Consider the following 23,094-nt stretch of genomic DNA (forward strand, 5'->3'; position numbering starts at 1 on the left):
CTGAAAAAATATATACATTTGTAAAAACAGCAGATATGGAAATTAACAGAGACCTTATCCGTGAAGCCATGAAAGAAGGCTACTCTTTCTACCAGATGAATGGTAAACTCGTAATCCGCCGGGCAGGAGGTTTTAAAAAAGGTGATCTTAAAAATGATCCCAAATACAGTAAAGTTACCCAGAATGCGTCGGAATTCGGAAGATGTTCCCGCATGGGAAAACTTTTGCGGACGGCTCTGGAAAATGAACTGAAAAATATACAGGACAAAAACATTCACCGCCGTGTTGCCAAGCTACTACATGACATTATGAAGCATGATCCGGAATCTCAGCCAGGAAAAAAGACTACTGAAAAAGGATTGTTGAATAATGAAGGACTAGCTTTAATGAAAGGATTTCAATGGAATGAACACGATGCATCAGCAGTCTCTTTTGATCCTGAGAAACATAGTCTGGAATTTGTTGTCTTTCCTAAAAATACTGTACAATTCAGTGCTGAATGGAAAAATATAGATACCGATATGGAACACAGTACTTATCAGGTCACTGAGCAGATACTAAAAACACAACCACTGGATCAGAAGAAAAAATACAGTTTTAAAAAGCGACAGGAGCATCCACAAAATCTGATGCAGTTTCTCATTATACATTTCTTTGATGAAACCGGAACAGAAATCCCACAAAGTTGTCACATTGAATATATTGAAGCTAAAAGTTTTATGCAGAGTTTATTTTAGAAAATTATGGATAAAAAATCAGATATTCCAGGTTTTTCTCCTGAGGAGTTAGCAGAATACGATAATCATGTAAAATTCTATTATACTAATATTATAAATGCTATTATTCTTTTTACATATAATGTTGAACAACTGGATGAAATGGCTCCCATCTTAATAGATCCTCTTACCGAATTATATGAGGAACTTGATTACGCATTTACCTATGTTCTTTTTGAAACAGTCTTCAGAAATAATTTAATTGATCTAAAGTACAAAGAAGACCTGCGTATTTTCAAAACAAAAGTGGATTCCATTCCTAATGAAATTTGGGATTGGAAATTTATAGACCATCATGAAAATTGGGTATCAATACGAACTGATGCCAATGAACTTCTAAATAAAATTGGAATTGATACCAGAATATATAATGACGAATTTGTAACTATAGCTTTAGCTTTCAATAAAGATTTGAAAAACAAAGTTCCGGAATCACCCGAATCGAAAAATATTTTTTTCACAAAGTTGTTTAAAAATACAAAATGAAATTACGTGAAAAGAAACCTTCTCCTATTTTAATCGATATCCAGAAAGGTTTTCTGGATGAAGACTATTGGGGCGGTAACAGAAATAACAAAAACGCCGAAGAAATAAGTGGTACAATTTTAAATAAATGGAGAGAACTGAGCCTGCCTATATTTCATATCCGGCACAGTTCCACTAATCCAGATTCAAAATTACATGAAACCAATTCAGGATTTGAATTTAATGAATATGTTCTTCCGCTGGATAATGAACCCATTATTACAAAAAATGTAAACAGTGCTTTTATAGGAACTGATCTGAAAGAGAGACTAGACAGGGAAGGAATAAATACTCTGGTCATTACGGGCATAACGACCAATCATTGCGTATCGACCACTACAAGAATGGCAGGAAATTATGGCTATGAAACTTATATAATTTCTGATGCCACAGCTGCCTTTGACAGAACAGGAATCAATGGTGAAAGATATGACTCGGAAATAATACATTTAACAGCACTTGCTAATTTGAATGATGAGTTTGCCACAGTATGGAGCTCTGAGAAATTACTAAATGAATTATAGGCTATATGAAAAGCATTATCCAGCATTTTGGAAAATATTTACCGTTGAATGAAAAAGAATCAGAGGCACTAACAAGTCGTCTGATTGAGAAAAGAATAAAACGCAGACAGTTTATTCTGCAGGAAGGAGATACCTGTAAATATTTCACGTACATTGTAGAAGGCTGTTTCAAGATGTACGGAGTAGATCATTCCGGAACGGAATACAATCTGACTTTTGCAGCAGAAGATGACTGGGTTGCTGATATTGACAGCCTGCATAATGAAAAACCCTCCAGGCTTTTTATCGAAGCGATGGAACCTTCGGTAATCTTACAAATTTCTAAAGGAGATTTATGGTACTTATATACAAATTTCCCTAAGTTCGACCGTAATTTCCGTGTTATTATTGAGAATAAATATATTGAGCTTCAAAACAGATTACTTCTCACTTTCAGTGCAACAGCCTACGAACGTTATGAGAATTTTCTAAAACAATATCCTCATCTTTCCAACAGAGTACCCAATACTCAAATCGCTTCTTATTTAGGAATTACTCCTGAATTTCTAAGTAAAATAAGAAATGAAAGAGTACGAAAATAAAGCTACCCTTAATCTAGATTAAGACTATTTCTTAATTTAGATTATAGACATTCACCGTTCATTCATCATAGCTTTGTATTGTCAGTTTCGACATACAATTTTTAAATATAAACACAATGAACACTACAACAAAAGTAGCCATTATCGGCTTAGGTAACATCGGAAAAGCTATTGCTTCTGATCTAACAAAAGGTAACTATCCTGTAATTCTGGCATCCAGAGAACTTGGCCAGGCACAAGAACTTTCATCTCATTTGGGAGCTTCAACAACTCCAATGGAAATAGCAGAGGCTGTTAAAGAAGCTGATGTTATTATTCCCACAATTTATTATGATAAAATTAAAGAGTTTCTGAAAACCTATGCTCAGGAGCTTCAGGGAAAAATTATTATTGATGTTTCTAATCCTATTGCTCCTGATGAGAATGGTGGATTCAAAAAGATTATCAGTGAAAACGAATCTGCCGGAAAAAATCTTTCGGCGCTATTACCACCCAATAGTATTCTGGTAAAAGCATTTGGCACACTAGCAGCTGCAACATTAACAAATGCAGCATTCAATACACCTGAAAGAAAAGTTCTTTTTTATGCTTCTGACAATATTAAGACTAATAAAGTTGTAGAAGAACTTATTACAGCAAGCGGATTTGTTCCGTTCCATATCGGAGGGATTGATCAGGCCATTCGCATTGAAGTATTTGGAGATCTTCATGAATTTGGAGCACTTGGAAAAACCGTTACATTGGATGAAGCCAGACAAATAGTAACCAATTCATAATCAATACATGCAATATGAGAATCTTAGTAATAGCAATTCTGTTATTATCAGCCCAGTCATGTCAAAATAAAACAGAAATGCAGAGCACCAATCAAAATCAAATCAAAATGGAAAATTCAGCAGAAAAAGCATCAATTGAGAACGTTTTAAATAGTTATGGAGATGCTTTAAATACAGCCGATGTAAGTAAGGTATTACAAATATATACACAGGACGGAGTATTTATGCCTACTACCCTTCCTACCGCTACAGGAACGGAGCAATTGAAAGAATCATACAGCAATATTTTTAAAACCATACGGTTAAATGTAAAGTTTAATATTGAAGAGGTTCTTGTAAATGGAGATGTAGCATTTGCCAGAACATCTTCAAAGGGAAATGTCATTATAAATGCAACCGATCAATCTATACCTGAAGAAAACAGAGAGTTTTTCTTACTAAAAAAGGAAAATGGAGAATGGAAAATATCCAGATATATGTTTAACAAATCTGAATAGGTTATACAATTAACAAAAAATAAAAAGCCCTCACTTTTTAGCTGAGGGCTTTTTTATTAAAATTCAATAGCGTCTAATAATCCATCTTTTGGCGCATCACTGGCAAGTTCCCAGAACATAATACCACCCAGACGTTGCTTTTTGATATAATCGGTTTTTATCTTAATCGATTTCTTGTTATCACCGGTAGCAAAAAGCTTTTTCTCTGCATTGAACCAGTAAGGCACTGATGCTGTCGAATCCCAATAAGCCACAAAGCCATCGGATTCCATAGTATCTTTATTATTTTTATAATCTTTGCCACTTACAAACTTAGCCGCTTTAAACAAGCCATTATCACTGGTATCTTCAACCTGAAAATAACGGGTGTAAAAAGGCACACCAACAACAACTTTACTTAAAGGAAATTTATATTTCCTGAAAAAATCTACAGCTCTGTCTATAGACTCGTCCTGAGATCTGTTAGAATATAATGCAGACTGATGCCCTGTTTCAGTAGAATAACCATGCACAAGATCGTAGCTCATAAGATTTACGAAATCTAGATATGGATTTACTTTCTGCCATTCAATAGATTTCTCAAAGAAATCACCAAATCCTCCGGCTGCAAATGTAATCAGTTTAGTCTTTCCCAATTCTTTACGCAACTGTATAACAAGATCCGTAAAATTTGGCTTATCCTGATCCTGGTATAAATGCTCAGGTGGTCCTTTTATTGCGGGATATTCCCAGTCTAAATCGATTCCGTCCAGTTTAAAGTGATCGATAAATGCCTTTGTTGATTTTGCAAATTCTATCCTTTTGTTCTTATCCGAGAATGTTGCAGAACAGGTAAAACATCCTGTCCAACCTCCTAAAGCGATCATTGTTTTTAGTTTGGGATGCTTTTTCTTTAATTCGGCAAAGGTTTTTAGCATCACAGTGTCTTTTTTCTTGTTGATACTAATCTTTCCTTCATTATCCAAATGGGCAAATCCGTAAATAAGGTGGGTAACTTTCTTCAGGTCATACTGCATTAAAGAAGTACTATCCGAAGAAATATAAGCCACTACCTTATATTGTTTTTGTTGCCCAAAAGCTATATTCAAACTGAATGTAAGAAACAGGAAAAAGACTATTTTCCTAAAAGAAATTGTAAAGTTATCATTCATAATTTTAGTTTTCCAGACTAAAGATAATGAATTTAAACAAAAACGGAGTAAAAGTAAAAAAATCGCAGCCTTGCCAAGGTTTAAAACCTGACATAGCTTTTTAGAGTCTGTTTAAATTCTGATTAAAAAAATATTAGACTTCGACAGGCTCAGCCTGACACTCCTAAAAGGAAGCTATTTTGGACAGGCAATGTCACTCTGAGCCTGTCGAAGAGTATTAACAATAAAATTTAAACAGGCTCTTATATCAGATCCATAATTCTTTTGATGCTTTTGTAGCTACATTAACAGGAGCAGATTATTTTTCACAATAATTTTCGATGATCAATCTACTCTACAACACCTATAATTCCCATATAGAAACGGTAACTGTATACTCCGCTAAATTGCTGTTGCTGTCTACAGTATACCGACCAGTTTTCGGATCCGTTCCGGACTTCATCTTACCCGACATTTTCACATCAAGTTCATATAGAGATCCGTTCTCGCCTTCTTGTTTTCTTATTATACCACTGCCTCCATGTTCGGTCTCATAATGCCCCATAAAAGGAACTAGTTTCGGCATTTTGTATTTTTCTCGCAAAAGTTTTTCAATCCTTACATGATCTTTACCCGCTACGCTATAGTAAGCAGTTGTCATAAGCTGAGAAAGTTCCTTAGGCTCCTCGCATCTTTCAAATTTAAGACCCTTTATAGGCTCTGCATAAGCTTTTAGCAGATCACACTCAAACGGAGCTTTTGTTAAATCCTTTTGCTGGCCGCTAAAAGCCAAAGGAAGCAATAAACCCAATAACATTAAATAATAGCTCTTGTATTTCATCTTTATTTGAATTTTATACCGATTATCTATTTATATCTGAAAATTAAAACTTACCATTTTCCTGAATAAATCCGAACCTGTTATTACCTTCGCTTTTAATAATCTCTATTTCTTGCGTTATCACCTCTTCTAGTGAAGAAGCTACTACATTTCTTGTCCAGCCTTCATTCTGTAACTCGATAATCTGTCCGAAATTACCTTTCTCACTTGGATCTGTATCAATTAGCAGGTAATCACCATTTCGTCCCTCCGCAAAAGGAATCCATTTTGGATTTGCATAGTTAACAGCTTTGACTTTATCAGAATATCCTTCCTTCATTTCCGCACCTAATACTTCATCATCATTTAAGTCCTGTATTTCTTCCCATTCATCTATAATTTTTTCGAATGGTAACAAGTCATAGCTCCAACCATTTACACTAAAGCTAAAAGCCGAAGTTACAGCATTCCATCTTACATTATGCACTTTATAGAAATTTAACAGAACTCCAGGTAACGGTACCTCCAATTGCACTTCTGTTTCATGCATTTGTCCGGCGGTAATACCATGAGTAAGATTATAATAAGCATTGTCTTCATCTACATATTCTTTGATGGCAGCAATCCATTTATTCCATAGTACAGCTAAATCTTCGAATCCTGCATCCAGTGGCAGTGATTCCAAAGTCTTTGTCTCTCCTTTTGTATAGGCTTCTATAGATACTGTATTAAATACTCCGTCTTCTATATCCAGCCATAAACTATGGTTATTAAAAACAAATGCTCCGTTTGGATCATCATCCCACAATTTTATACGCTTATCTTTATTATTGATATAATATTCTTTTATATCCATTCCATTTAGTAAAAGTTCTCCTGTAAAAACTTTTTCCGGTGAATGCTCATAATCTTCTGCCTCGAAGACTACATCAACAGTCTCGGCCAAATTTCCTTCCTTAGAGTACGCTTTTAGCCCCAATTCCGACCAGGTATAAACGGTATTATACTCTCCGGCAAAAACGCGGGCTTTGCCCAGGATATTTTCCAGTTCATTTATAGGCAGCGGAAGAGCTATGGAATTTCCGTTAATATCAAAACTATCAGCTGTGAAACAAATTCTGGTCATATATACTCTTTTTAGCGAATATAATCATTTAAACACAAAAAAGCACCGCTGTTGCGGTGCTTTATATTTATTATTTCACTGAATAACTCAGTCTGTTATCTTGCGATATTTACAGCTCTTGTTTCACGGATTACCGTTACTTTTACCTGTCCCGGATATGTCAATTCATTCTGAATTTTCTCGGAAATATCATAGGAAAGCTGTGCTGCTACATCATCGTTCACTTTACCACTCTCTACCATTACACGAAGTTCTCTACCAGCCTGAATTGCAAATGCACTGGATACTCCGTCAAAGCTTAATGCTGCAGCTTCAAGGTCTTTAAGTCTCTGCATATAAGATTCCAGTACCTGTCTTCTTGCACCAGGTCTTGCTCCTGAAATAGCATCGGCAACCTGAATAATCGGAGATAATAAAGAAGTCATCTCGATTTCATCGTGGTGAGCTCCGATTGCATTAATAACCTCAGGATTTTCACCAAACTTCTCTGCCCACTGCATTCCTAAAAGTGCGTGTGGAAGCTCAGATTCCTGCTCAGGAACTTTACCTATATCGTGTAATAAACCTGCTCTCTTAGCCAGTTTAACATTTAGTCCTAATTCTGCAGCCATTGTAGCAGCAATATTTGCTACTTCTCTGGAGTGTTGTAACAAGTTTTGTCCGTATGAAGAACGGTACTTCATTCTACCTACAATTTTCACTAATTCCGGGTGGAGACCGTGGATTCCTAAATCTAAGATTGTTCTCTTACCTACTTCAATAATCTCCTCCTCGATTTGTTTCGTTGTTTTGTTTACAACTTCTTCAATTCTTGCAGGGTGAATACGTCCGTCGGTTACTAAGCGGTGTAAAGATAATCTTGCGATTTCTCTTCTTACCGGGTCAAAACATGAAAGCAAAATAGCTTCCGGAGTATCGTCTACAATAATCTCTACCCCTGTAGCAGCTTCCAAAGCTCTGATGTTACGTCCTTCACGGCCAATAATTCTACCTTTAATTTCATCAGATTCGATGTTGAATACAGACACAGAGTTCTCAATCGCCTGCTCTGTACCGATTCTCTGAATAGTCTGAATAACAATCTTACGAGCTTCGTTTTTTGCATTCAGTTTTGCTTCATCCATTACATTGGTAACAAAAGCCTGTGCTTTGGATTTAGCTTCTCCTTTCATTGCCTCTACCAATTCAGCCTTAGCCTCATCAGCAGAATACCCTGAAATCTTTTGTAATAATTCAACTTTCTGAGCAGTAGCAGTAGCCAGTTCCTGCTGGCGAATCTCCATTTGCTCAATTTTCTTTTCAAGATCCTGATTCTGACGGGTAAGATCTTTCTCTAATTTCCCGACTTTAGAAAGCTCATCATTAAGCTTATTTTCTTTGTCTTTTGTTCTTTTTTCAGCTTCCTGCATTTTCTTTTCACGCTGCTGAATATTGTTGTCATGCTCGGCTTTTAGTTCAAGAAACTTTTCTTTAGCCTGTACATTTTTTTCCTTCTTTATACTTTCTGCTTGTACATTTGCCTTTTCTACAAGGTTTTCTGCACTTTTTTTGGCGTCTTCAATAATAAATCGGGCTTTGGAGTTTAGCGAACTTTTTGATAGTAAAAAGCCAACCAGTGCTCCTATAACGAGGCATAAAATGCCGACAATGATGATAGTGGTTGTCATATATATAGTTTAATTTTCTTTTTTTATTTCCTTTTTTGTTTCTGTTTTTACACCATAAAAAAAGCCCACATCAGCTCTATTGATTAGAGTAAACTCCGAATCTACACGATTTGAGCTGATTTTTACTGTCTGTAATCCGGATAAATCCGGCACGCCATTCAGTAAACATTCGCTCGGCAAATTGTTTGCGTTGAGTTTACCTGCTTGTGTTAGAACTAATGTAGGCAGTCGTTAAAAGACGAATATTATAATTCCTCTAATTCGTTTTGCAATAAATTATTCAAATGAATTAACTTTTCATTCGAAATGCTTATATTCTTTTCGTCGTTAAGTTTATTAATCTCCGCATTGGTACCCAGTCTTAAGGCACACATTGCTAAAGCATCCTGTTTATCATTAACGGCGAAATTCGCTTCAAATTCCTTTATCATATCCTCTATCTGTTTCCCAACCTTACGCAGTGTTTCTTCCTCAGCTGCGGGAACGTTCAACGGATAGTTTCTTCCGGCTATATTGATGGTTATTCTTCTAAAATCCATTATATGCCTGTGTTTTGAAGTTGTGCTATACAGGAATCTATCTCTTTTACCAACCTGTTGATGTGGTTTTTCATCAATCGGTTATGTTCCGGATTACCTGATATAGCAGACATTAATTTTATTCTTCTCTGTTCTTCCTGTAATTCTTCATTTTTGCTGCTTTCATCTTCATATTTCGTCCTCAGCTTTTCATATTTATCCGAAAGCTCTGCATATTTTTCTGAAAGATTCTTATAATTAGCTGTTAACCTAAGAATCTTTTTCTCCAGTGATACAAAATTGCTTTCTAAATCCTTCAGCATTTTCGAAGTTTATAATTCTAACCTAAAAGCAAAAGTAACAAATTAATTTAACATTTGTTAATGTTTGCTTCAATTTTATTTTATCAGCCTATCGCCCCAATAGACAAAGCTGATCTGTTTATTTTTTACTTTGTTGCTTTATAAATAGTTGCGATTCCGAAAGTCAGTTTTTTATATTCAACTTTAGAAAATCCTAAATTCAGCAATATATTTTTCATCTTCTCACCATAAGGGAATGCATTTACAGAATCCGGCAGATAAGTATATGCGCGGCTGTCTTTAGAAATAAGCTTTCCTATATTGGGTAGAATATTTTTGAAATAAAACATGTAAAACGGCCCTAAGAAACCTTCAACTTTGGAAAATTCCAAAATAAATACGTTTCCGTTTGTTTTTACAACTCTTTTCATTTCAGCAAGTCCTTTTTCAAGATTTTCGAAGTTTCTTACGCCAAATGCAGCTGTAATTGCATCGAACTCATTATCCTTGAAGGGCATATGCTCTGCATCTCCTTTTATCATCTGGATTTTGTCCTGAAGGCCTGCTTTTTTCACTTTCTCCACCCCTACATTCAGCATTTGCTGAGACAGGTCATATCCAACAACATCAGCACCTGTTCCTTTTTGTATAGTCAGTGCCAGATCTCCTGTACCTGTTGCTACATCCAGAATTCTGTTTGGACTGTCAATTTTAAGCCACTTTACCAGCTTGTTTCTCCATGTAACATCTATTTTCATGGACAAAACGTGGTTAAGCAAATCATATTTAGGGGCAATGTTATCAAACATTTCCTCTACCTGATTTTTCTTACTTTGTTCTGAATTATATGGGGTTATTGTATTATGTTCCAAAATATTGTTTTTATTCGTTATAATAATCTTTGTAGTAGTTTAAGAAGTCCTGCTTTCTGAATATTTTTGTTCTGGATTCTACTTTCTGAATATACTTAATCACTTTATCATATTCTTCATTGATGTTGTAATAGAAATCTTCAGTATACAGTTTGTTTATCTTCTTAGCATCGGTAAAAAGAGTTTCTCCATCTACAACAATATTATGCTTTGCACGAAGCGAATCTTTGTTCAGATTGTATCCATAGTACTGTCTGTTTACATAATAGTCCTTGTGAGCAATGTTCAGTAAACCACGCAGCTTGTTTACAGTAAAAGCAGAATCATAAAGCATTTTCTTGTTCTTATCAAACACTTTTATGTTATTCTGGCCTTTATTAAGGTCTACTGTCACATACTGTCCGGAAGCAATAATATTCTCTTCTCCGTTATTCACTTTAAAGTAAAAAGTATCAGGAGTGGGATTGTCTACCAGGTAATGGTTTTCTTTTTTTAAATAGATATAGTAAACAGCAAAAGCCACGACCGCAGCCAACACTGAAAAAATAAGGCCTTTCGCCGATGCACCAAGCTTCTTCATACGTCAAAAATAAGCTCTGCAAAGTTAATAATAATTTTGTTTTCACTATTATATATATTTAATTCTTACCTTTGCCAACTATTAATAATTTACTTTTTATATATTAAAAACTGATGCTTAAAAGTGTAATCACCGGTTCCGGTCACTACCTTCCTGAAAGAGTAATTGACGGATCATACTTTAATGACGCTGTTTTCTATGATGAAAATGGTAATAAGATTGAAAAATCTAATGAGGAGATTGTAAAAAAGTTTGTTGAGATTACGGAGATTGAAAGACGCCGTTATGTTACAGATGACCTTTTAAACAGTGATATTGGTACTAAAGCAGCCCAACAAGCTATTGAAGAAGCAGGAATAGATCCGGAAACTATAGATTATGTTATTGCGGCGAGTAACTTTGGTGAAGTTACACAGAACGGACTGGCTAACTTTATGCCTTCAGTTTCTGCGAGAATAAAAAGTAAACTGGGGATTAAAAACCGCAAATGTATTAATTATGATATGATCTTTGGCTGCCCGGGATGGGTAGAAGGAATGATCCTTGCCAACGATCTTATTCAGGCTAAAAGAGCAAAAACTATTCTGGTTGTGGGTACAGAAACCTTAAGCCGTGTAGTAGATATATATGACAGAGACAGATTAATCTTTGCTGATGGAGCGGGAGCTGTTATTCTGCAGGCTAAAGAAAATACCGAAGAAGGATTTATCACTTCCAGTACGATTTGTGATAACGATGCAGAACTGGATTACCTTAGCAATGGTTGTTCTCTTAATCCGGAAGTAGGACCGGAAAGACTATTCATCCGTATGCGTGGTCGTAAAATTTACGAATATGCTCTGAAAAATGTTCCGGATGCTATAAAAGACACCATCAGTCAGGCTGGATTAGACATTGATGATATCGACAAAATCCTTATCCACCAGGCGAATGCTAAAATGGATCACGCTATTATCCACAGACTATTCAAACTTTACGGTAAAGAATACAGAGAAGAGATTGCTCCGATGACCATTCAGGAATTTGGTAACTCTTCAGTAGCAACTGTGCCTACGATGTATGATCTGATTAAAAAAGACAAAATGCAGGGGCATTCTTTCAAGAAGGGTGGTTATGTTGCCATGGCTTCAGTAGGTGCCGGCATGAACATCAATTGCCTCATCTATAAAAACGAATGATTCAAAAAATCTTCCCTTATGTTTTCGGAATAATCCTGATATTAGAATTATATGTATATCAGGCCATAAAAAACATAACTAAGAATAAAAAAATAAGATTAACATACTGGGTAATAACAATACTGCTATACGGTATTATTATTACCCTTATGCTTACTTTCGAAAAGGGATCCAGAGACCAGACCAAAGTACATTGGCTAGCTGCTCTGTTTACCATGTTTCTGGTACCGAAAGTATTAATTGCTGTTATTCTGCTTCTAGGCGATATTTTTCGCATTGCAGAATACACCTTACAGCGTTTTACAAAACCTGCAAAAACTTTTCCTGAAAGACGAAAATTCTTAAGCCTGACAGCATTGGGATTGGGAGCAGCACTCTCCTATTCATTCTTCGACGGAATGATATGGGGTAAATACAGATATTTTGTAAGAAACATTAAGGTAAAAATTCCTAACCTGCCTAAAAGCTTTAAAGGCTATAAAGTCCTTCAAATTTCTGATGTACACAGCGGAAGTTTCTCCGATCCTGCTAAATTGCAGCATGCAATAGATATGATTAATGAGCAGAATGCTGACCTTATCTTGTTTACAGGAGATATGGTAAATGCTTATGCTGAAGAGTTTGTCCCTTTTGTAAAACTGTTCTCCACTATAAAATCTAAAGACGGAAAACTGGCAGTTCTTGGTAATCATGATTATGGTGGTTATGGAACATGGAAAAGTCAGGCAGAACACGATCAGAATATTCCAAAACTTATAGAACTTGAAAAACAGGCTGGTTTCGATATGCTTCGTAACGAGTTTAGAATTATTGAGAAAAACGGAGAAAAACTTTATATCGTAGGTGTTGAAAACTGGGGACTTCCTCCATTCCCGCAATATGGAGATTTGGATAAAGCAACACAGGGGGTTCCTGCAGATGCTGCAAAGATCCTGATGTCTCACGATCCTACTCACTTTGATGAGATTGTAAAAAAACACCCGTCCAATATTCATTTAACTTTATCCGGACATACGCACGGTATGCAGTTTGGATTAGACTTAAAGAACATTAAATGGTCTCCAGTACAATATAAATATCCGAAATGGGCAGACTTATATGAATCGATGGGCAAATACCTTTATGTTAACCGTGGATTTGGTGTTATTGGTTATCCGGGAAGAGTCGGCGTAAAACCAGAAATCACAGTATTTGAATTAAGCTAAGATACTTCAGCAATATACAGTCACACTATTTTTATAGTGTGATTTTTTTTATAAAAATTTTAGAAAAAATACTCCCTCAGGGTTGCTGTAGCAAAATCGTTCTCATTAATCCATTTCAGAAATTCAGAGAACTTATGATACATTTTATCCCCCAAATTATATTTTCGGTAGAAGGGCAATCCGTAATCAGGTGATTTAACATTCATAAACTGCCATGGATAATAGTACAATAAAGTGTATTCATCCTGATTCACTGTTTCCAGCACCATTCCCTCATAATACCTTAGTGGCAAAAATTGAAAAGAAAAATCACTGAATGGTAATCTTGTCATTGGAGATTGTGAAACCGGAAGATACATAATATCGTCCTTTACATACTGAGTTGTTTTCCGGGTTATCTTTTTCAGATATTGAGATATATCCCGAGGCTCGAAACTGGCATCATACACATAATCCAGATTTTTAAGATCATCAGCAGAAACATCACAATGGGGAGCATATCGGATTCCGAATATCTTCTTCCCGGATACTTCCTCTAATATCTTTTTAGATTCTGCCAGCTGATCTATATTGTCTTCGGTATACCAATGGGCTATTCCAAAGCTTTTAGCAACGATGCTTTTTATAAGCTCCGGGTTGCGCTCTGCAAAATGACTTTCAATAAAGAAAGTGGCCTGTATTTCGGCATTTTCTAAAATACGCAGAAGGCTCTGCGTTCCCTTAACACTAATCTCATCCAGTTCTTTCATTGAAAAAAGTCCCTGCTTTTCAGTAGGGACTTGAAAACTTCGAAGATTGAATGTTAATAATATCATTTAGGCTTTAGCCAACTTCTTTTTTAAATTCTCTAACATGTCTTTGGTCATAGAGGTAATATCGAAATCATATTTCAGCCCCCAGTCCTTCTTAGCTACAGCATCATCTATACTTGCAGGCCAGCTGTCTGCGATGGCTTGACGGAAATCAGGTTCGTAGCTTATTTCAAATGTAGGCATTTCATTTTTAATTTCAACCGCCAATTCTGCCGGAGTAAAAGACATACCTCCAAGGTTATAAGATGTTCTTACTGACAATTGCTCAGCAGGAGCATCCATTAGCTGTAATGTTGCATTGATTGCATCGTCCATGTACAGCATTGGCATTGCTGTATCTTCTTTTATAAAGCTGGTGTATTTACCATCTTCAATAGCCTTATAGAAAATTTCAACAGCGTAATCCGTTGTTCCGCCACCTGCAGGCGCTTTCCATGAAATAAGTCCGGGATAACGGATACTTCTAACATCTACACCATATTTATTGTGGTAATATTCACACCATTTCTCTCCTGCGAGTTTAGAAATTCCATATACCGTAGAAGGATTTAATGGTACTTCCTGTCCTACATCTGTTTTAGGAATTTCACGTCCGAATACAGCAATACTACTCGGCCAGAAAAGTTTATTAATTTTCTTATCTTTTGCCATTTCCAGAAAGTGAATTAACGGATCTACGTTAATTCTCCATGCTAGTGGCGGGTTCTTCTCTGAAGTTCCGGATAAAAGAGATGCTAAATGATATACAGTTGTTATTTTGTTTTCTGTTACAAATTTTTCGATAGATGCAGAATCAGTCACATCCATTTTGACATAAGTACCTGCAGCAGAATCGACGGCTTTACTTTCATCTTCCAGCCCAAGCCCGAATATGTTTTCTCTTCCGTATATTGCTGCTAAGCGAATGCATAATTCAGTACCTATCTGGCCTAATGCGCCAGTAATCAAAATTCTTTCCGTGTGTGACTCCATAATTATTGTTTCAATATTTTAAAGAAGCAAATTTAATTATTATCTAAAACATAATAAAGAATCTGACAGGTTTATTTATTTTTGTAGACACAAATTGATCTTATGAGAAAATTACTCTTTACTATTGGGATTATTTCAACTACTTCTACCCTTTTATTTGCTCAGTACACTGACGTAAGAGTGGTAAAAGAAGTGAAAGTAAAAAATAAAGGCGTCGTTGTATCAGCACATCCGCTTGCCAGCGAAGCAGGTACATTGGTAATGAATGAAGGCGGAAATGCATTTGATGCTTCAATTGCAGCTCAATATGCTCTCGCGGTAGTATATCCTCAGGCAGGAAATATTGGTGGCGGCGGATTTATGGTTGCCACAACTGCAGACGGAAAAAAACTGTCGTTAGACTACCGTGAAACGGCACCGGCAAAAGCCCATAAGGATATGTATATCGATAAAAAAGGAAATGCCAATACAGATCTTAGCCAATATGGATGGCTTGCTGTTGGCGTTCCGGGCTCTGTAGCGGGATTATACGAAATGCATAAATATGCAAAGCTTCCTATGGAAAAGCTGATTCAGCCTGCTATTGATCTTGCTGAAAAAGGATTTGCTGTTACCCAAGCTGAAGCCAACCTGTTAAACTCTACAAAGAAAAACTTCCTGAATAATAACAAAAATGCTACTGTTTTTGTAAAGGATACCGATTGGAAAGAAGGAGATATCCTTGTACAAAAAGATCTGGCAGAAACCTTAAGAAGAATCCAGAAAGAAGGATTAAAAGGCTTTTATGAAGGAAAAACAGCCGATCTTATTGTTGCTGAAATGAAAAGAGGTAACGGAATCATTACTCATAATGACCTGAAAAATTATAAAGTAAAATCCAGAACACCTATTACCTTCGATTATAAAGGAAATGAAGTTGTTACAATGCCTTTGCCTTCCAGTGGCGGAATTTTGCTGGCGCAAATGCTCACTATGACAGATTTTGTAGGATTAAAGGATAAGCAAATAAATTCTCCGGAAGCAGTGCAGCTAATGGTAGAAGCTGAAAGACGTGCTTATGCAGACAGAGCAGAATACATGGGAGATCCCGATTTTATTCAGGATAAAACTGCGATGCTGATCAGTACGGATTACCTGAAGAAAAGATTTGCCAACTATAATCCCAATCTTGCTACACCAAGCAAAGATGTGGGTAAAATCATCAATCCCGGAAAAGAAAGTACACAAACCACACACATCAGTATTCTGGATAAAGAAGGAAATGCGGTTTCTGTGACTACAACCCTGAATGGTTACTATGGAAGCAAAACTGTTGTAAGCGGTGCAGGCTTCTTTTTAAATAATGAGATGGATGACTTCTCTGTAAAACCAGGGGTTCCGAATATGTACGGAGCTGTAGGTGGTGAGGCCAATGCGATTGCACCTAACAAAAGAATGCTAAGCTCTATGGTTCCTACCATTGTACTAAAAGATAAGAAACCATATATTGTAGTCGGGACACCAGGTGGTACAACAATTCCTACTTCTGTATTTCAGGCTATTGTAGATGTTATTGACTTTGGAGCCAATACAAACATTGCTGTTAATGCACCTAAATTCCACCACCAGTGGTTACCGGAAACAGTAGCTGTGGAAAAAGGCTTTCCAGAATATACCATTAAAGAGCTGGAAAAGAAAAATTACAAATTCGAAAGACGTGATAAAATTGGACGTGTAGAAATGATCGTAGTAGATCCTAATGGAAACTACCATGCTGTAGCCGATGGACGTGGAGATGATTCCGTTTCTATGGAGAAGTAATACATGTAACTGATTTATGAAAAAAGTAATCTTTATCATTCTCGTAGCACTAACATCTCTGGTAAATGCTCAGACAGTGGATGATATTAAAATTAGTGATTTGAAATCTGAATACATAGCTGTACGCTTTTCTCCGAGGTTAATATCTTCTAATATTCAAATAGAAATTAATTACGGACAATCGTCAGACTGGCTTTCTTCTTATAAAAGCTCCCCAGTATTGGATGAGAACAAGAAAAAGAAAAATTTTAATTCCATAGTCAGTGCTATAAACTTCTTATCCGACCAGGGATATACACTTATAACAAGTACTACCGAGGTATACAATCAGCAAAGTACTAATTATTTCTTTTTCAGAAAAAAAGAGGTTTTGGTTAAACAACCAAACTCTGAAACAACAAATAAACAGTAATAAGGATTATTTATTATTAAACATAGAAACTGTTGCTTATAAATACTAAGCAACAGTTTTTTTATGGCTAATTCTTATTTTATCTATCATTATGATTTATAATATTAAGCTTATTTTAAGCCAAAACCTCCAATTTTATTGAGTAAATTTGCCGAATGATAGATTGGAATAATTTATTTACTGAAAACGGACAAGGTGTAGTTTATACCTGGGCAGCTCCTATACACTTGGCTGTGATATTAGGGGAAATGACCTATAGCCATTTCAATAAAGAAAAACTCTATGAAACAAAAGACACTATTACCAATGTTTATTTAGCTCTTTTAAACTATGGGCTGGATATTCTAATGAAAGCCTTTGCTATGGGAGTAATGTTTTTCTTCTATCATTATCGTCTTTTCACATGGGAAGAAAACGCCTGGTACTGGATTGCAGTATTCCTGTTGCAGGATTTCGCTTATTACGTCCTGCATCTTGTAGACCACAAGTCCCGTGTATTCTGGGCTGTACACATTACCCATCACAATTCGGAATTATTCAATATATCCACCGGATTCAGATCTTCGGTTTTCGAACCGTTGTACCGCTATATGTTCTTTTCACCTCTAGCCTTCTTAGGATTCAATCCTTGGCATATTATGGTGGTATATGCTATAGTACAGGTATACGGAACATGGGTACATACCAAAACAATTAAAAACATGGGTATATTAGAATATATTCTGGTAACTCCTTCTCACCACCGTGTACACCACGCTTGCAACATCCGCTATCTGGATAAAAACATGGGTATGATGCTTATTGTATGGGATAAATTATTCGGAACATTTGAAAAAGAAGATCCTGAGCTTCCAGTAAAATATGGAATCTATCCTAAGGCAAAAGACCGCGGACCTATTAATGTAGTATTTTATGAATGGAAAAAACTGGCCCGTGACCTGGCTCAGCCTAATCTTAGTATGATGGATAGATTCAGGTATATTTTCTATTCTCCGGGATGGCGACATGACGGCACTGGTAAGACAGTAAAGGACTACCAACGTGCGGAGCTAAAACGCAGACAGAGAAAAGCTGCTGAGATGGCAGCTAAAAATGCCGAAAATGAAGCAATAAAAAAAGTAAGTTAATTTTGATTATTATAGCAAAGACCAGAATTTCATTCTGGTCTTTTTATTTTATATCTCTCCATTATTTTTAAATTAAAGTTAAGAGTCAATTTAGATTCAATAAGGCTTCAACAAGCTCAGCCAGATAACTTTGAATTAAAAACATTTAGAATATTCAATGTCATTCTGAGCCTAGTCTGTAATAAGCCAGTTTATAGAGAGCCCGACGGACTAAATTATCGAAGAATATCCATAATAAAATTTGAAAAAGTCTTAATAATAATTATTTTTTAATATTTATTTTATATTATCTCATTCAGAGATTACAATACATAAAACCGAACCCCAACAATACACCTTATCCATTGTTTATGTGGGATTTAGTTAAAAATATTTAATAATAAATCCTGATTTAAACAAGTACAAAAACCCTTATTTAGGGGTTTATTCAGAATAAATTTTTAATATTAACTCTTTATAAAAAAAGAAATATTATAATTTTTGGTACGCAAATTGTCTATACCAATACAATTAAAATAATCCCAAATTTTACGATGATGAAAAAAACAATTTTTGCGAGCGCTTTTTTAGGACTAAGTTTAATGTCAGTTTCGTTAATGGCACAAACAACTTATAAAGTTGATTTAGCACCATTCCCAAAACCGGAAAAAGGACAAAAGCAAGTTGTTATTGAGGTTCCACATTCTCAAAACGATGGAAATAAGAAGATTGAAATTTTTGTTGGAAAAACCATGGAAACAGATGGCTGCAACAAAACCTTCCTAAGCGGAGAGTTTAAAAGCAGCGAACTGAAAGGATGGGGATACGATTACCTTACTTTTACAACCAACGGTAGCACACCATCTACATTAATGGCTTGCCCGGGAGCAAAACCAAAAATGGAGTTTGTAATGTCCGGAGGATATCTTACAAGATACAACGGAAGAATGCCTATCGTTCTTTATATCCCTGAAGGATATGAGGCTAAATACAAAATTTACGAAGCTAGTCCTGAGCTATACAGCGCTCCGGAAATTATGGAAAAGAAAAAATAAACATCTTTTCGCAACCAAAAATAAAAGTTTCCCTAGGGAAACTTTTATTTTTGGTGTAAATTCAAAATACAATGAAGCATTATATTTATCTTTTTATCGCTATTATATTTGAAGCAGTTGCTACTTCTACCCTCAAAAGTTCTGAACAATTTACCAAACTTATTCCCAGTATTATTACCATTTTAGGTTATGCCGGTGCATTTTACTTTCTGAGTCTTTCATTAAAGCAAATACCTGTGGGAATTGCCTATGCATTATGGTCGGCCGTAGGAATTGTTCTTATTGCAGCTGTTGGAGCTTTGGTTTACAAGCAAATTCCGGATCTTCCCGCTATTATAGGCTTTATCTTTATAATTGCCGGTGTTGTTATCATTAATCTGTTTTCTAAAATGTCTTCTCATTAAAGACTAAACAATATAAACAAGAAGCTCCTGAAATCAGGAGCTTCTTGTTTATATCAAATATCTATTACAATAAAGATTCATCTACAATATTAGGCAATGTCACTTTTAGCAAAGGCTCTTCTTCCATAGCTCGTTTAATGGCAAATATTGCCTCCTCATTTCTGGCCCACGATCTTCTGGCAATACCATTATTTACATCCCAATGCAGCATAGATTTTAGTCGTTGCTCTGCCTCGGAAGTTCCATCCAATAACATTCCGAAACCACCATTGATTACTTCTCCCCAGCCTACTCCACCTCCATTATGAATGGAAACCCATGTAGCACCACGGAAACTATCTCCAATTACATTATGAATAGCCATATCAGCGGTAAATCGGGAACCATCATAAATATTCGAAGTTTCACGGAAAGGTGAATCTGTTCCGGATACATCATGATGATCTCTTCCTAAAACAACAGGTCCTATTTCGCCATTTGCAATTGCATCATTAAATGCCTTGGCAATTTTAGTACGCCCTTCAGCATCTGCATAAAGGATACGTGCCTGTGAGCCTACTACTAATTTATTCTCCTGAGCTCCTTTTATCCATGTAATATTATCCTGCATCTGCTGCTGAATTTCTTTTGGAGAATTTTTCATAATCTCCTCCAGTACTTTACATGCTATATTATCTGTTTTCTGAAGATCTTCTGGTTTTCCGGAGGTACAAACCCAACGGAACGGCCCGAACCCATAGTCGAAACACATAGGTCCCATAATATCCTGTACATAGGATGGATATTTAAAATCGATTCCGTTTTCTGCCATAACATCCGCACCTGCACGAGAAGCTTCCAAAAGGAAAGCATTGCCATAATCAAAGAAATAAGTTCCTTTTGCTGTATGTTTATTGACTGCTGCTGCGTGACGGCGCAATGTTTCCTGTACCTTTTCTTTGAACAGTTCTGGCTCTTCAGCCATCATTCTGTTGGCATCCTCAAACGAAATTCCTGCAGGGTAATATCCTCCTGCCCATGGATTATGAAGAGATGTCTGATCCGATCCCAAGTCAACATAAACATCTTCCTGATCAAACTTCTCCCAGACATCTACGATATTACCATCATAGGCAATAGAAACAATTTCTTTATTTTCTTTAGCTTTCTTAACTCTTACTACCAGTTCATCCAGATCTGAAATTACTTCGTCTACCCAGCCCTGCTCATGTCTTTTATAGGTTGCAGCCGGATTCACTTCTGCCGTAACCGATACCACTCCGGCAATATTTCCGGCTTTAGGCTGAGCTCCGCTCATCCCGCCAAGCCCTGCAGTTACAAATAGCTTACCGGCAGTTCCCTGATCATCTATTTTTCTGGAACCATTCAGTACTGTAATTGTTGTACCATGTACAATTCCCTGCGGACCTATATACATATAGCTTCCCGCTGTCATTTGTCCATATTGTGTAACTCCTAATGCATTAAATTTCTCCCAGTCATCCGGTTTAGAATAGTTAGGAATCATCATTCCGTTTGTTACCACAACTCTTGGAGCATTTTTATGAGAAGGGAATAATCCCATCGGGTGTCCCGAATACATGACCAATGTTTGCTCATCTGTCATTTCGGACAGATACTTCATCGTTAACAGATATTGTGCCCAGTTCTGGAATACAGCGCCATTTCCTCCATAAGTAATCAACTCATGTGGATGCTGTGCAACAGCTTTATCAAGATTATTCTGGATCATTAACTGAATTGCCTTTGCCTGCTGCGAATTTCCCGGATAATCTTCTATCGGACGTGCAAACATTTCGTAATCCGGGCGAAGACGGTGCATATAAATACGTCCGTATTTCTCCAGTTCTTCTTTAAATTCCGGAATTAATGCAGCATGATACTGAGCATCGAAATAACGCAATGCATTTTTCAGTGCCAGTTTCTTTTCATCTTCAGATAATATTTCTTTACGCTTAGGTGCATGACTTACTGTAGTATCGTATGCTTTCGGATTTGGTAAAATCGCAGGAATGCCCTGTTGGATTTGTTCTTTAAAAGTCATTGAATATTCAAAATTTAAAGTTGCTTTCAACTTGGTTTAAAAACCTAAATATATTCAAAATGAAAAATATGAAACAAATAATCCCGGTATATCTTTCACCAAACTTACATTCCCAACCATGTAAAGAAATAATTATCTCTAAAAAGTGGGCTTATTTATATAAAGTTTACTTCAAAAAAGAATATACCAGAACACCTTTACACAGGAGCTTTCTACATCAAACCGTCTACAGAAAGGCCATTTTTTTCTTGCAAAAAAGATAAAAATTCAGTACTTTTATTGAAATTTTTTACAAATGAAGAAAGTATTTTTTGGAATTGCCGCTCTAGCTATTATTGTCGCTGCCTGTAACAGTAAAAAAGAAAAATCCGAAGCTGAAACACTTACAAAAAATGATTCTGTAGCTGTGGAAAAAAAGGATAGTACTGCAGTAAACACAAAAATAGATATAGACAACGACGGTTCATTATACATTTCTTCAGATGGACAATACCACTTCCGTATCATCTCCAAGCAAGATGACAGTAAACCTGCAAAAATTCTTTTGCGCAACGATATCAGTGGAAGAATCTACGATATGGAAAGAGTAATTAGTGCAAGTGGCGAAAAATATCAGGATGCAGATGGCAACTATTTCTGGCTGAAAGGAGATGACTTTAGTTTTGGTAAGGCCGATAAAGTTGTTACTGAAGGATCTATCGCTGGCAAACCTAAGGAAGAGCACTAAAATTATATATTCGTAAAATACTTCCGTTTTTATTTTAATATCCTTATTTTTGCATTCGAATTTTCGAAAAGGTGAATCGTGTGTAATTCACGAACTGTCGCGCAACTGTGTATGTCCTTCGACATGAGTCAGATCCCTGAAAATTCGGTAAATACTTTCGCGGTTTGAAGTAGAAAAATGCTCCTAAATTTTTTCTTTTAGGTTTATTTTCCTGTTCAACTTATATAATTTAATTTAAAATTTAATTATGAATTTAGAAGAAAAAATTCAGAATTCGGAAACGCATGTCTTTAAAGTAGTGTTTCCAAAGATTACTAATCACCACAATACGATGTTCGGGGGGACAGTTATGGAGATGATGGATGAAGTTGCATTTATGACTGCTACACGTTTTAGCAGAAAAAGAATTGTAACAGTAAGTAGTGATAAAATTGACTTTAAAAAGCCAATTCCTTCAGGTACTCTTGTAGAACTTATCGGTTCTATAAAACATGTAGGAAATACCAGTGTAAAAGTACATGTGGATATCTTCACAGAAAAAATGTATCAGGAAGGCCGTGATCTGGCTGTATCCGGAGAATTCACTTTAGTTTCCGTAGACGAAGAAGGTAAACCTGTAAGTATTAAATAAAATTAAAAGTTAGAAATACGAAGCTAAAGACTCTTTTAGTATACCTCTTCGTAT

The 23,094-nt window shown here is 36.0% G+C and carries 26 protein-coding genes; 15 read left to right on the forward strand and 11 right to left on the reverse strand.

What is annotated here, in order from left to right; all coding sequences use genetic code 11:
• Positions 1–35 precede the first annotated feature (35 nt).
• The 6 genes from AYC65_RS10370 to AYC65_RS10395 all read left to right on the forward strand — a co-directional run bounded on the left by AYC65_RS10370 (position 36) and on the right by AYC65_RS10395 (position 3,679).
• The gene (locus AYC65_RS10370) at positions 36–737 is read left to right on the forward strand and encodes a hypothetical protein (protein WP_034869118.1); all 702 of its coding nucleotides are present in this window, start codon (positions 36–38) and stop codon (positions 735–737) included.
• Between the two features lie 6 nt (positions 738–743).
• Positions 744–1,262, forward strand: coding sequence for a hypothetical protein (locus AYC65_RS10375; protein WP_052114658.1), 519 nt, complete (start codon positions 744–746; stop codon positions 1,260–1,262).
• The gene (locus AYC65_RS10380; protein WP_034869121.1) at positions 1,259–1,825 is read left to right on the forward strand and encodes a cysteine hydrolase family protein; all 567 of its coding nucleotides are present in this window, start codon (positions 1,259–1,261) and stop codon (positions 1,823–1,825) included. The genes AYC65_RS10375 and AYC65_RS10380 overlap by 4 nt, the downstream gene beginning before the upstream one ends.
• Positions 1,826–1,830: 5 nt before the next feature.
• Entirely contained in the window at positions 1,831–2,406 is a 576-nt protein-coding gene (locus AYC65_RS10385; protein WP_034869122.1) for a Crp/Fnr family transcriptional regulator, read from the forward strand.
• Between the two features lie 116 nt (positions 2,407–2,522).
• Positions 2,523–3,182 carry an NADPH-dependent F420 reductase gene (locus AYC65_RS10390; protein ID WP_034869123.1) on the forward strand — a complete coding sequence of 220 codons (660 nt, stop codon included), beginning with the start codon at positions 2,523–2,525 and terminating at the stop codon, positions 3,180–3,182.
• Positions 3,183–3,289: 107 nt separating this feature from the next.
• Entirely contained in the window at positions 3,290–3,679 is a 390-nt protein-coding gene (locus AYC65_RS10395; RefSeq protein ID WP_034869257.1) for a YybH family protein, read from the forward strand.
• 56 nt (positions 3,680–3,735) lie between these two features.
• On the opposite strand, the gene AYC65_RS10400 is transcribed toward AYC65_RS10395, so the two are convergent.
• The 8 genes from AYC65_RS10400 to AYC65_RS10435 all read right to left on the reverse strand — a co-directional run bounded on the left by AYC65_RS10400 (position 3,736) and on the right by AYC65_RS10435 (position 10,694).
• Positions 3,736–4,830 (reverse strand): glycoside hydrolase family 18 protein, encoded by a 1,095-nt coding sequence (locus tag AYC65_RS10400; RefSeq protein WP_034869125.1) that lies wholly within the window; start codon positions 4,828–4,830, stop codon positions 3,736–3,738.
• Between the two features lie 343 nt (positions 4,831–5,173).
• A complete protein-coding gene (locus AYC65_RS10405; RefSeq protein ID WP_034869127.1) occupies positions 5,174–5,650 on the reverse strand; it encodes a hypothetical protein in 477 nt (158 codons plus the stop codon).
• Positions 5,651–5,693: 43 nt separating this feature from the next.
• On the reverse strand, positions 5,694–6,755 hold the full coding sequence (locus AYC65_RS10410) for an SMI1/KNR4 family protein (protein ID WP_034869129.1): 1,062 nt from the start codon (positions 6,753–6,755) through the stop codon (positions 5,694–5,696).
• Between the two features lie 95 nt (positions 6,756–6,850).
• The gene (gene rny / locus AYC65_RS10415; RefSeq protein WP_034869131.1) at positions 6,851–8,422 is read right to left on the reverse strand and encodes a ribonuclease Y; all 1,572 of its coding nucleotides are present in this window, start codon (positions 8,420–8,422) and stop codon (positions 6,851–6,853) included.
• Positions 8,423–8,667: 245 nt separating this feature from the next.
• Positions 8,668–8,961: a cell division protein ZapA gene (locus tag AYC65_RS10420; protein ID WP_009085149.1), complete on the reverse strand. Its 294-nt coding sequence runs from the start codon at positions 8,959–8,961 to the stop codon at positions 8,668–8,670.
• On the reverse strand, positions 8,961–9,263 hold the full coding sequence (locus AYC65_RS10425) for a hypothetical protein (RefSeq protein WP_034869133.1): 303 nt from the start codon (positions 9,261–9,263) through the stop codon (positions 8,961–8,963). The genes AYC65_RS10420 and AYC65_RS10425 overlap by 1 nt, the downstream gene beginning before the upstream one ends.
• A 125-nt stretch (positions 9,264–9,388) precedes the next feature.
• Positions 9,389–10,114, reverse strand: a complete 726-nt coding sequence (ubiE, locus tag AYC65_RS10430; RefSeq protein WP_034869134.1) for a bifunctional demethylmenaquinone methyltransferase/2-methoxy-6-polyprenyl-1,4-benzoquinol methylase UbiE — start codon at positions 10,112–10,114, stop codon at positions 9,389–9,391.
• Between the two features lie 10 nt (positions 10,115–10,124).
• The gene (locus AYC65_RS10435) at positions 10,125–10,694 is read right to left on the reverse strand and encodes a hypothetical protein (protein WP_034869136.1); all 570 of its coding nucleotides are present in this window, start codon (positions 10,692–10,694) and stop codon (positions 10,125–10,127) included.
• Between the two features lie 113 nt (positions 10,695–10,807).
• On the opposite strand from AYC65_RS10435, the gene AYC65_RS10440 reads away from it, so the two are divergent.
• Positions 10,808–11,872: a 3-oxoacyl-ACP synthase III family protein gene (locus AYC65_RS10440; RefSeq protein ID WP_034869138.1), complete on the forward strand. Its 1,065-nt coding sequence runs from the start codon at positions 10,808–10,810 to the stop codon at positions 11,870–11,872.
• Positions 11,869–13,077 carry a metallophosphoesterase gene (locus tag AYC65_RS10445; protein WP_034869140.1) on the forward strand — a complete coding sequence of 403 codons (1,209 nt, stop codon included), beginning with the start codon at positions 11,869–11,871 and terminating at the stop codon, positions 13,075–13,077. The genes AYC65_RS10440 and AYC65_RS10445 overlap by 4 nt, the downstream gene beginning before the upstream one ends.
• A gap of 59 nt (positions 13,078–13,136) precedes the next feature.
• On the opposite strand, the gene AYC65_RS10450 is transcribed toward AYC65_RS10445, so the two are convergent.
• Both AYC65_RS10450 and AYC65_RS10455 read right to left on the reverse strand, forming a co-directional pair.
• Entirely contained in the window at positions 13,137–13,892 is a 756-nt protein-coding gene (locus AYC65_RS10450; protein ID WP_034869143.1) for a polysaccharide deacetylase family protein, read from the reverse strand.
• On the reverse strand, positions 13,893–14,861 hold the full coding sequence (locus AYC65_RS10455) for an NAD-dependent epimerase/dehydratase family protein (RefSeq protein WP_034869145.1): 969 nt from the start codon (positions 14,859–14,861) through the stop codon (positions 13,893–13,895).
• Between the two features lie 102 nt (positions 14,862–14,963).
• Here AYC65_RS10455 and ggt point away from each other — a divergent pair, with 102 nt between their 5' ends.
• From ggt to AYC65_RS10480, 5 genes are all read left to right on the forward strand, one after another.
• Positions 14,964–16,661 carry a gamma-glutamyltransferase gene (gene ggt, locus AYC65_RS10460; protein ID WP_034869147.1) on the forward strand — a complete coding sequence of 566 codons (1,698 nt, stop codon included), beginning with the start codon at positions 14,964–14,966 and terminating at the stop codon, positions 16,659–16,661.
• A 16-nt stretch (positions 16,662–16,677) separates the two neighbouring features.
• Positions 16,678–17,073, forward strand: coding sequence for a hypothetical protein (locus AYC65_RS10465; protein ID WP_034869149.1), 396 nt, complete (start codon positions 16,678–16,680; stop codon positions 17,071–17,073).
• 155 nt (positions 17,074–17,228) lie between these two features.
• Positions 17,229–18,200 (forward strand): sterol desaturase family protein, encoded by a 972-nt coding sequence (locus AYC65_RS10470; RefSeq protein ID WP_034869151.1) that lies wholly within the window; start codon positions 17,229–17,231, stop codon positions 18,198–18,200.
• A gap of 536 nt (positions 18,201–18,736) precedes the next feature.
• Entirely contained in the window at positions 18,737–19,234 is a 498-nt protein-coding gene (locus AYC65_RS10475) for an ecotin (RefSeq protein WP_009085173.1), read from the forward strand.
• Positions 19,235–19,305: 71 nt separating this feature from the next.
• A complete protein-coding gene (locus AYC65_RS10480) occupies positions 19,306–19,638 on the forward strand; it encodes a DMT family transporter (RefSeq protein ID WP_034869152.1) in 333 nt (110 codons plus the stop codon).
• Positions 19,639–19,702: 64 nt separating this feature from the next.
• On the opposite strand, the gene AYC65_RS10485 is transcribed toward AYC65_RS10480, so the two are convergent.
• The gene (locus AYC65_RS10485) at positions 19,703–21,682 is read right to left on the reverse strand and encodes a urocanate hydratase (protein ID WP_034869154.1); all 1,980 of its coding nucleotides are present in this window, start codon (positions 21,680–21,682) and stop codon (positions 19,703–19,705) included.
• A gap of 295 nt (positions 21,683–21,977) precedes the next feature.
• Between AYC65_RS10485 and AYC65_RS10495 the strand changes: the two genes are divergently transcribed.
• Together AYC65_RS10495 and AYC65_RS10500 are read left to right on the forward strand one after the other, a co-directional pair.
• Positions 21,978–22,409, forward strand: a complete 432-nt coding sequence (locus tag AYC65_RS10495) for an MliC family protein (RefSeq protein ID WP_034869157.1) — start codon at positions 21,978–21,980, stop codon at positions 22,407–22,409.
• 247 nt (positions 22,410–22,656) lie between these two features.
• Positions 22,657–23,040 carry an acyl-CoA thioesterase gene (locus AYC65_RS10500; protein ID WP_034869160.1) on the forward strand — a complete coding sequence of 128 codons (384 nt, stop codon included), beginning with the start codon at positions 22,657–22,659 and terminating at the stop codon, positions 23,038–23,040.
• Positions 23,041–23,094 lie beyond the last annotated feature (54 nt).

It is taken from the genome of Elizabethkingia bruuniana, assembly GCF_002024805.1.
In the GTDB taxonomy this organism is placed as follows: Bacteria; Bacteroidota; Bacteroidia; order Flavobacteriales; family Weeksellaceae; genus Elizabethkingia; species Elizabethkingia bruuniana.